This is a genomic window from Methanosaeta sp. UBA458, from assembly GCF_002496085.1.
In the GTDB taxonomy this organism is placed as follows: domain Archaea; phylum Halobacteriota; class Methanosarcinia; order Methanotrichales; family Methanotrichaceae; genus Methanothrix; species Methanothrix soehngenii.
Genome location: NZ_DAIK01000033.1, coordinates 1 through 8,562 on the forward strand (window position 1 = coordinate 1; position 8,562 = coordinate 8,562).

The 8,562-nt window shown below is 46.2% G+C and carries 7 protein-coding genes; 3 read left to right on the top strand and 4 right to left on the bottom strand.

Annotated elements, in window-relative coordinates; translation table 11 throughout:
- The first annotated feature begins 128 nt into the window (after nt 1-128).
- Nucleotides 129-1,430, top strand: coding sequence for a cytochrome c biogenesis protein CcdA (locus BP822_RS01975; RefSeq protein WP_013720377.1), 1,302 nt, complete (start codon nt 129-131; stop codon nt 1,428-1,430).
- A gap of 208 nt (nt 1,431-1,638) precedes the next feature.
- Here BP822_RS01975 and BP822_RS01980 read toward each other — a convergent pair whose 3' ends face one another.
- Nucleotides 1,639-5,634 (bottom strand): dsDNA nuclease domain-containing protein, encoded by a 3,996-nt coding sequence (locus BP822_RS01980; RefSeq protein WP_157863825.1) that lies wholly within the window; start codon nt 5,632-5,634, stop codon nt 1,639-1,641.
- A 425-nt stretch (nt 5,635-6,059) separates the two neighbouring features.
- Nucleotides 6,060-6,344 (bottom strand): hypothetical protein, encoded by a 285-nt coding sequence (locus BP822_RS01985; RefSeq protein WP_286877608.1) that lies wholly within the window; start codon nt 6,342-6,344, stop codon nt 6,060-6,062.
- A gap of 138 nt (nt 6,345-6,482) precedes the next feature.
- Between BP822_RS01985 and BP822_RS01990 the strand changes: the two genes are divergently transcribed.
- Nucleotides 6,483-6,734, top strand: a complete 252-nt coding sequence (locus BP822_RS01990; RefSeq protein WP_013720374.1) for a ferredoxin — start codon at nt 6,483-6,485, stop codon at nt 6,732-6,734.
- 70 nt (nt 6,735-6,804) lie between these two features.
- Nucleotides 6,805-7,299, top strand: coding sequence for an arsenate reductase ArsC (locus tag BP822_RS01995; RefSeq protein ID WP_157863824.1), 495 nt, complete (start codon nt 6,805-6,807; stop codon nt 7,297-7,299).
- 42 nt (nt 7,300-7,341) lie between these two features.
- On the opposite strand, the gene BP822_RS02000 is transcribed toward BP822_RS01995, so the two are convergent.
- Both BP822_RS02000 and BP822_RS02005 read right to left on the bottom strand, forming a co-directional pair.
- The gene (locus BP822_RS02000; RefSeq protein ID WP_013720372.1) at nt 7,342-8,241 is read right to left on the bottom strand and encodes a permease; all 900 of its coding nucleotides are present in this window, start codon (nt 8,239-8,241) and stop codon (nt 7,342-7,344) included.
- Nucleotides 8,242-8,266: 25 nt separating this feature from the next.
- On the bottom strand, nt 8,267-8,562 hold a 296-nt coding region (locus tag BP822_RS02005), incomplete at its 5' end, for an ArsR/SmtB family transcription factor (RefSeq protein ID WP_286877609.1).

Sequence of the window (8,562 nt, forward strand, 5' to 3'; positions counted from 1 at the left end):
TCGTTGTCATGTCCACGAAATGCAAGAAATCCCTGATATCGGGACCCGTCACACTTTTTGCGGTTATAATTTCCATTATCTTTTCCATCTTCTCCATATGCTCATCACCTGCTATATCCCAGGTAGCTATGGCCCCTGATTTTCAGGCAGTAGATCTTGATGGGAAAAATGTCTCCCTCTCTGGCTATCGAGGAGAGGCAGTCCTTCTCCATATCACAAACATAGAAAATCCCCTCTGCAGGGAGTGCGAGAATGCTCTTGATGCCCAGACCAACCAGCTCTCTCAGCTTGCCGAAATGGATCCCGGCGTGAACATCATAACCCTCAATGTGCGGAAGAATTCCTACTCATTGGATGGGCGAGAACTAGCAGAAGGATGGTGGAATGCCAATATCACCGGGCCCTGGATTGAGGACTTTGACCCGTATCCCCTCACCGGCAAGTACATCGACTACTCAACTTTAGAGGGAGGATTTGCCAATCCCACCCTGATCTTGATCGATAAAGAGGGAAATGTGGCAGGTCTCTACCACGTCTATCAACTGGGCAAGGGGGAGATAGACGGTATCCAGAGTGCTGAGTCGTTGAAAAGCGACCTGGAGAGAATAGAGGCAGGCGAAGCCTCCGGATTTGAGGGAATCGCCTCCCGCCAGGGCATAAACTATCTGGGCATGTTCGCCCTGGGAATTGTCACCTCCCTCTCCCCCTGCTCCATAGCGCTTCTCCTGGCCATGTTCTCCTATGTTATGACCGCCCGCAGGAAGGACGAGTATCTGAGAAAGACAGCCTCGGCATCAAAAGAGGGCTTTATGATCGGCATAGCCTTCACTCTGGGCATGGCGGCGGTATTTTTCATCGTGGGTTTTTTCCTCTCGGATATCGGCGTTTTCATCCGCCAGGCCCGCTTCTTTGACCTGGCTGCGGGTCTTTTGATGATCATCCTGGGGATAAACATCATCAAGCCCATTGGGGAGATCATCGAGCCGGTGCGCTCACGCCTTTCTTTTGGCAGAGGCAATTCCGATGCGATTGATGAGGAGACGATAGCAGAGAAGAAGGGGATCATGGAGAGACTGGTTTCAGTCTCTATGAACCTCTTCCGGTACTCGGCATTCATCGGTGCCTTCACTCTGGGGGTCTTCTTTGCCCTGGGATGGGCCCCATGTGCCGTGTCCCTGGTCTTTCCGGTGCTCATCTGGCTTATATCCCAGGACGTGACCCCTTTGGGCGGAGCCCTGATGCTCTTTGTCTTTGGGGTGGGCCATGGAGTGCCGGTGATTCCCATCGCCACCTTCTCCAGAGCTGTGGGCGGGCAGATCGGTGAGAAATACATCGCCGCGGGGAAGCACATTACAAAGATATTCGGTCTGGCGGTAATCGTCATCGGATTGATCTATGCGGTGAGGTATCTGGGGTTCAAGATGTGGTGAGATAAGGTGGCTTGCATGTCAGGCTATGCTTCTTCTCAACGTCGCCAATCTTGGGAAGCTGGGCGGAGATGCAGTCGCCCAGCAATCGCAATCGTTCGGCGAAGAAGCATCAACTGGTTACAGCGAATATTGGTCTAAAATTTCTAATCTGCAAAGAAGTCAAACAGCGCTCCCCGCAGCAAGCTGCTGGATATACATTCAAAAACAATCATTTTTGCAGCAATTGCTCCGTAGCATTCAAAATATTACCTGCATTAAAGTCACCAGACACAAATAGCGTATCAATGGAATCCTTCTGTGAAGCTTCTTCTGTGATTTTAAGAAATCCTATCAATGTCTTAAAGTCTATGTCTTCCTGCAGGGATGAATATTCGGCTTTCAGATAATCCATTATCTTGCATGCCGCAATGCCAAAATCCGCTTGTATTTCAATAAGTCGCGATTTATGGCGATCATACAATTTAACTTCAAATTGATTTTCAGATGTCCTTAGTGTCTCAATCTTGTCCTTTTGCTCAATAAACACTATCATTCCAATGAGCAATGAGGTTATACTTGCTCTAATTTGCAGCCTCACAGATGGACAGAAGGGCAAGGCAGGAAGGCATCTCAATATATCTTCAGAGAGTTCCTGTAATGCAAAAGCCTCCCAGTTTGTGAGTTGCCCTTCATTAAATTTTGTAATTTGGTTTGAGCTGATTTGGTACCCACCCTCAAGGAAACGAACACCCTCATGTATCGGCACTAGATAGAAAATATCAGCAATATCTTTGACGTCCGAAATCGCTTCAATAACGATATCCAGTGAAGCTTCTGGGTAGATTGGATCCTTTACGGAAAATGCCAGCGGCATGTAACAAAGAGGATGTTTTATATATGCATCGATAGGGGGTATGATGATCATGCCGTATTCTTTGAGATGAGCGTTTACATCCTGGATGCGATTGAGCATTTCCTGTCTCTTTTGCTGTCTTCTTTTCCTAATATATTGCATAATATTTCGTTGTGGCGTCTTGGGTGGTTCTATTATCCAAACATCTAGTAGATCGGCGAGGATTTCGTAGTTCTTTACTTCAGAAATATCCAACTCACTGACGTCAAAATAGTCGGGTACATTCTCAAAAAGCTGATTAAAGATGCTGTGCATCTCCGGAAGATATTTGACGGCACATAGGAAATTATGGACTGCCAATCGTCCTATTCTTTGTTTACGTACATCCTGGAAATATTCAAATATTTGTAATAGGAAATTTTGTAAACTAGTTGACCACTTATTGGTAGTTCCTTTAAGCGCCTTGCTCAAATGCACCGGAGCCTGAGAAGGAGGATCTGGCAAATATCTCAGCAAGTCCATCAATCTGTCTGGGAGTTTTCCTCCGTCGAAGGCCTTTTGAAAGTCAAATTTTTTGCCCACAAGGATATTCTGTAAACCTTTTGAGAAGGCCTTTACAAAACACAAGCCATCATTTCGGAGATTATACCAAGATTTTTCATATATATAATAGCTATCCGATAGATAGTAATTATCTACTATGTGTTTCCATATCAAATTCTTTTCAATATCAGATTTGAATGGCAGATTCCCTTTGGGGATATTTTTTCGAGAATCGTCAATGGATGGCGTTAGGCCAGATGGCAAGAACCAAATGCCCTGAGATTGATAACTTTCACAAAAAGGAATACTAGATCTCAACTTATTGAAACGCTGTACTGCCTGTTCATTGATACTTTGACTTTCATCTGAATCAGTGAAGAATTCGATGTAAAGCGTATCGTCTGAAACATTCAATTCAATACAATTAACATGAAGTTTAAGATAGCCCAGAATATTCTCTTTATTTTGTGAAAACCATTTCATATATGCGGGTCCATCGTATCGATAAAATCCCTGCGCAAAGATGGAAAATGCGTCTAATGAATAATTAAATATTTTCATGTCTGAGATGTAATTGTCAAAAATATTTGTCCAAGTTGAAACGTGGATATTGCATAACGAACACCAGTCAAACAAGCGACCCATATCATCAGGAGTTTCTTGCAGTTTTTTTGATGGGATGTCTAGTATGATATAATTTAAGAAATCCCTGACTAAATCGAGGCCTCTGTCTGATTCAACGATTTGAGACGCAATCTCTGTTAACTTTTTGAAATTTTCTTTATTCTCACCAAGAATCCCGATCATCTTGGTTAATATGTCTACCTTGATGACTGGAGCAAATTTTAAAATTAATGGTAAAATACCGCTAGGACCAAATAACTCGTATGCCTCGTCGAACAAGCTTTGATTTACTTGAAAGAATTTACGTTCTCCCGCTTCGAAGATTCCATCAACAATGGCTAAAATAATATTGAGATCATTTTCCTTTGCTTTTTCAATCAGACCATTCATAAATAGTTCTTTATCCAAGTCGTCTTTGCTTAAAGCATTGGAGACAAATACAGGAATGCGTTCAAGTGGAATAGCTCCAAAAACTGCCAGAGCTGTCTTGCAAGGATTTGGATATCCTTCATGGAGTATATGAGTGAGGTGATCTGAACGAACCCAGTGAAGGCCAGTAAGAATTCCGTCCACTAAATCAATGTACTCCCCGGAAAGAGACATCAATACCTGTTGCGGATCATCCGTTAACTGAATGTCTACCAACAATTTGTCAACTGCGACGGGTGCTCCAAGCGAATCTGCCAGTGATATTCTTCGCAATATTTCAACTTTGGCGGGATCCTCGCCTTGTTCGGAGAATTGCTTTAATTGATCCCGAAGTCGTTCTTCAAGCATGTGACCATGTGTGAGCAAGTAAACATATTCCATTAATAAGTGGGGCTCACCAATTTTCTCATAAGCCCATTCAGGTGAGCTGATCGATTCGTGGAGTCTCCCTTTTGATCGAAATGCCTCGAAAATTTGTTGTGCTTCATCTAGAATCAAAATTGGCTCAATTATCTCGTAATTTGTCAAACACTCCCTTGCAAAACGATGCCAATCTTCATTGCGTACTGATATCAAAACCTGAACTCCTAAAGCGGCACATTCCTGTGCGACGAATGGCCAAAATCGCGTGCTCCATCCAGCATTATCAATTAGAAGAAAAATAGGCACGCCCAGATTCGCTCTGAAACGAAGGTGATCACGAATAAGCTCAACGTGTTCCTGTGATTCGGCAACTCGAAGAATAAAGGTGTTTTCCGCTGGCCATTTTTCGTATGCATACCGATATAAAAGTGATGATTTGCCTTGTCCGCTTGAAGATCGAAGGATACAAATCTTTGAGGAATTGATTGCCTTATCAATTCTTTCAAGCCAAATTGGCCGTCTAACATCAACGTTAGATGCAATATGCCCCTGTCTTGTTCTCTTTCCTTCAAAGAAATCCTCGATATTCGCATCTGAATCCCATGAGATTCTATCAATAAGACCACGTCCGTATCCTTGCCACTCCACCTCTCGTGACAAAGGTTCCCCAACGTTCGCTCGAACACCCTCAAGATCCGTGCGATTTATCGTCTTTCGATCCTTGGCCCAATCCAGAAATTTGGCGACAAGCGCCGAGATGTAAGTTTCAACTGCTTCGCTTCCTATATTAAAAGAGTCAGCTACGGCAGGTCTAAGTTTCCTCCAAATTTGATCTTCTGACATCGAGACGATGCATAATCTGCTAGCAAGAGCGTCGGCTTCAGTGGTAGATGCCCCTATTTGATGGCACAATTTACGAAACATTTCCTCAATAATTTTTTTATCTCTTGGTGGCAGAGACTCTATTTGAGCCAATTTTTCTAGGTCACCTTTTAGCTGAAAATTCACCACGAGAACGAAATGACAATTTGGATTTAACCGATAAATTTCTAGAAAATTCTCAATTGGACCTTTAGAATTTTTATAACTTTTAAGCTGGCTCCACTTCCACGGTTCTTGTGAGGTCTTGACTTGGATGTATTCATCCTCTAAACGCAATCCAAGAAGATCCAAATCTTCAATTCCCTCAAGTCTAATCGATCCATACGCATTATCATCAGCGTAGAGGTCAAAAGCGCGAAGAACAGAATACAGTATTTGATACTTGATACCTCTAATATTTGCCGCTCCGTGGTAACGTGCTCTAAAAATCGCGTCAATATCTGAACTTATGACCTCCTCGTCAGCCTGTGCATCTCTTTTTCTTGTTTTAGTAGACATAGGCCATCCTGTTTGAATACTTATCCGTTCCATTACATCACACTAAGTTGCACATATCTCTTTCGGGTTTTTTAATCTATTTAAAAAACTCAAATATAGTTTTTCCACAATTTTTAAACTGTCATCTTTTCTGAATAACACGAAATGCTTCACGAGCCTTACTGAAAACTATGAGACTGTCCCCCAAAGAAGATCTCATCGAGCACAGGCTAGCAGTGCAGGCTCATGCTTAAGCAGTCATCACTCGGAATTATGGATGGCGAAGGAACCGATAGAAAATAGCATAAAGATCGATCGATGGATGTCTGCAATTATTGAAACATCCAATCCGTAATCATCCAGGCGACATAGCAGGAGATGGAGAGATCCCACGTCCCTACTACCGCCAGAATTTTTTCCATTCCCAAAATAGAACCGGCCAAAACACAAGACCGACCCAAAGGAAGTTAATGGCAGATTCATTCTCCAAGGCTCTCCCTGGCCAGATACCTCAATCTTTCTAGTATGTCCCTGGCCCTCTGCACGCTGTCGCACTGGGAGAGGTCCTTGGGATTGCAGCAGGCCAGAAGGTCCATCATCCTATCCGCCAGGGGGAAAAATCCCTTCTCCTCCAGGCTCTGCAGCAATAGGGCTGCTCGATGGTTGAAATCCCGGCACTCAGAAGATTGGGTGATCTTTTGGTGACTTATGCAGAGATTCTCGATCTCCTGCAGGATCTCTAGATCTCCATATTGCTTTGCCATCATCAGGGCAAATGGCAGACAGGAGATTTTAATGTAACCGGCGCCCAACAGAACTTCAGCACAAATCCGCCTCCTGCGCCAAAAAGCATTAAAGCGATAAAAGAAAAACTGGCCCTGGCATAGGCCGGGATGATTTTCATGATCAATGTATCAATCGATAGAGAGGGCTGCATAAGCTGCGGTCAGTGCTGGGGGGACTGCCCCGATCTCTTCGATGAGAGTGAACAGGATGGCAAGAGTCAAATCGCCGAGAAGTTCCGCATAGCTGGGAAGCTGGATGAGGGAGTCGCTTTTGAGGATCAAGAGGAATGCGCAAAGAAGGTGGCAGAGGAGTGTCCCTCTCAGGTGATAGGCGTGAGCCCTCCGGCAATGGGCTTCGATCCCATCTGACCCACTTTTTATCACGCCTCCATCCAGCCAGACAAAATGCTGATTTACAATGGAGGCACCCGATCATCAGATGAAATCAGACTCTGCTTCCAGTTCGGCAGGAAAAAAGAAAGTCCTGTTCCTGTGCACTCACAACTCCGCCCGCTCCCAGATGGCGGAGGGGCTCCTGCGGGCCATGTACGGCGATCGATATGAGGCCTATAGCGCCGGGGTTGATCCAACGGCAGTCGACCCCCGCGCGGTGCGGGCTATGAGCGAGATCGGCATTGATATCTCCGGCCAGCGCTCCAAATCCACCCAGGAATTTCTGGATACGGTCTTCGACCAGGCGGTCACAGTATGCGACCGGGCCAGACAGGCCTGCCCCATCTGCAGCACAGAGATTGAGCTTCCCGCCCGGACGCCTCGAGCTAGAGAGGTCATCCACAGAAGCTTCCTGGATCCGGCGGCTACAAGAGGATCGAAGGAAGAGGAGATGCAGGCCTTCAGAAAAGTGAGAGATGAGATGAAGGATTGGATCTCTCAGACCTTTGGGGATGACGGCAGGACTCTTTTTTCGCCCTAATTCGCCTGCAATATTTCTATTTCGTTTCTCCTTCTGCAAACATCACAATGCCAACCAGTTGGCCAGATATCCGACCGCAACCGCTATTGTGATGATGGTGAGCACAAAGGCTGCCAGCATCTTCCTTTTGAATATGGCGGAAAGGAGGGTCAACTCAGGGATGCTCGCGCCCGCTCCGCCGATGACCAGGGCCAGCACCGCTCCCGTGCCCATCCCTTTCTCTATGAGGGCCAGGCCGATGGGGATCATGGTCTCCGCCCGGATGTAGATGGGGACGCCTATGATTGCCGCCACGGGAACAGCAAAGGGATTTCCCGATCCGGCGATGCTTGATATCAGCTCCGTGGGCACGAATCCATGAATGAAGGCACCAATGCCCGCTCCCAAGAGGAGATAGGGTACGAGCTGGCGGAATAGGCTGAAAGCGAATCTTGCCGAGCGCTGCACTCTCGATTTTGCATCCTCAGCCTGCTCACAGTCGCAGCAGCCTCTCACCGCGGCCACGGATTTAACCTGTGCTGCGAATCCCAGACTGTCAAGCATCAGGCCGATTACGATTGCCGCCAGGAAGGTGACGGAAAAGTAGAGAGCAGTTATCTTCCAGCCCAGGAGGATGATGAACAGGGATATTATCACCGGATTGAGCAGGGGCGAGGCAAACAGGAATGCCATTGCAGATGCGAAGGGCACGCCCGCATTGAGCATCCCCAGGAGGAGCGGAATGGTCGAGCAGGAGCAAAATGGAGTTAGCGCACCAAAACCTGCTCCCAGAAAGCTGCCCAGAATTCTGTGCCGCCCACCCAGGGCCTTCTTTATGGTTTCATCAGGCACATACTCCTGGATCAGGCCCACGAGAAAGGTTATCCCTATGAATAATACTATCAATTCTACTGCAATCTCTATGAAAAAGCTCATAGCCGTCGCTAGGTTGTCATAGAACATCTCATCCCACCACCTAAAAATCTTTTTATTTTATCTTCTTCAGCTCTCGGGCCTGCTTGATCATCTCATTGACAGCGCTGTCTGCCAGGCGGTAATAGGACCATTTGCCATCCTTTCGCTCTCTGACCAGTCCTGCCTCTCTGAGAATGGATAGATGATGGGAGGTGGTGGACTGAGGCTTATCAAGAGCAGTCATGATCTCGCAGACGCACAGCTCTCCTTCCTTCAAGAGCTTCACAATCCTTAGCCTGCAGGGATCGGCAACGGCCTTGAAGACCTCCACCTCTCCTTCCGGGCCATCAATGTCGATCGCCTTCATCA